This is a genomic window from Rickettsia australis str. Phillips, from assembly GCF_000273745.1.
GTDB lineage: Bacteria > Pseudomonadota > Alphaproteobacteria > Rickettsiales > Rickettsiaceae > Rickettsia > Rickettsia australis.
Genome location: NZ_AKVZ01000045.1, coordinates 1 through 1,374, shown reverse-complemented (window position 1 = coordinate 1,374; position 1,374 = coordinate 1). Strand labels below are relative to the sequence as shown.

Sequence of the window (1,374 nt, the reverse complement as noted above, 5' to 3'; positions counted from 1 at the left end):
CATTAATTGAGCTCTTCTTAAAATAATATCATCCCCGTTTTGCGGTTGATGCTGAGCTCCACTATTACTTCTCCAATCTTGAGACCTGTCTCCCCTTCGCATTGGATCCATTATGTAAGAAGTATTATTCTCGTGCGGAACAGCAACAACAACCGCCGCAAAGCTTGCCATGCTTGCAAGTAGCCCGATACTGCTGGTTGCTAGTAAAAGTTTATTAAAAAGTTTTTTCATATTAGTCATAATTTCCCCTATAACTTATTGTTTTTAATGTTTTTAGCACTTAACTTATCGGTCATTATACACTATTTATTTACAATGTGCAATAATTAATTAATAAATTTACTATTACTTAATATTTATTAATTGATTATGATTAAGTGATTTATAAAACTTAAAGGAAATAGACCGGTTTAATGAAGGGGTAGGGGGCTATGGTGTTTATTTGATAGGTAATCGTCATGAGCTACACAAGCATTGCCCGCGTGGCTCGGTTAAACCCACGGTGTCACCTAGTTACTTGACCACGGGGTCCATAAAAACAATAAAAAATACTAATAATTTTAGTATTTTTACCGGATCCCGTGGGTCAGCCACGGAATAATATTAAAGGTTACTGGATTCCCACTTACGCGGGAATGACATAATAACTATGAAGTAACATCCTATTCATCATCTATATTAGAAAGCTCATCTTGTAACTCTTGAGAAAATATATCCTCATCATCGTTAGAATCATTTGATTTCTTAAGGGAATTTTTGAAATTATTTAAGTCTTTATTTTCAAATATTTTAATAGATTTGAAAGTCTCGTTTGGAATTATAACTATAATATTTTTACTTAATTCATCTAAATAATCAGTGGTAACGGACACTTTCAGTACTCCTCCATATTTGCTCTGCTTGCTACTTACTACAAAATCTTTTAAAGATTTACTTTTAAAATAGTTTTCAGAAGTAAAGACCATTGTTATAAAAAATAATACTAAGGAGATAGTAGTACCTACAGCAAATCCTGCTAATAACCCTAAGAATCTGTCAATAAAACCGTTTCTCATAAACGCAATTATAGCAAGAAATTTATAAACTATAAAAACACATAAAATTAAAGAAACAAGATAAGATATAACACCGGCAATAATTATTCTTATAACCTCATTCTCCATATATTTCCCGATTAGTTCAGAAATATACGGATATAAGAAATATCCTAACATTATAGAAGTAATAATACCGAGTATTCTAGTTGAAAACCCGATTATACCTTGATATAAGCCGAAAAATGAGAAAAGAGTAATAATAGCAAAAATAGTAATATCAAAAAATGTGATCATTATTGTTAACTTCTATTGAATAATTGGATTTAAATCTTATATA

Annotated in this window: 2 protein-coding genes; both read right to left on the bottom strand. The window is 30.7% G+C overall.

Annotated elements, in window-relative coordinates; translation table 11 throughout:
• Positions 1 to 231 (bottom strand): hypothetical protein (locus A452_RS08855; RefSeq protein ID WP_162828827.1); only part of this gene is annotated, 231 nt, incomplete at its 3' end.
• Positions 232 to 662: 431 nt separating this feature from the next.
• Positions 663 to 1,331 (bottom strand): CvpA family protein, encoded by a 669-nt coding sequence (locus tag A452_RS0107385; protein ID WP_014412047.1) that lies wholly within the window; start codon positions 1,329 to 1,331, stop codon positions 663 to 665.
• Between the last annotated feature and the right edge of the window lie 43 nt (positions 1,332 to 1,374).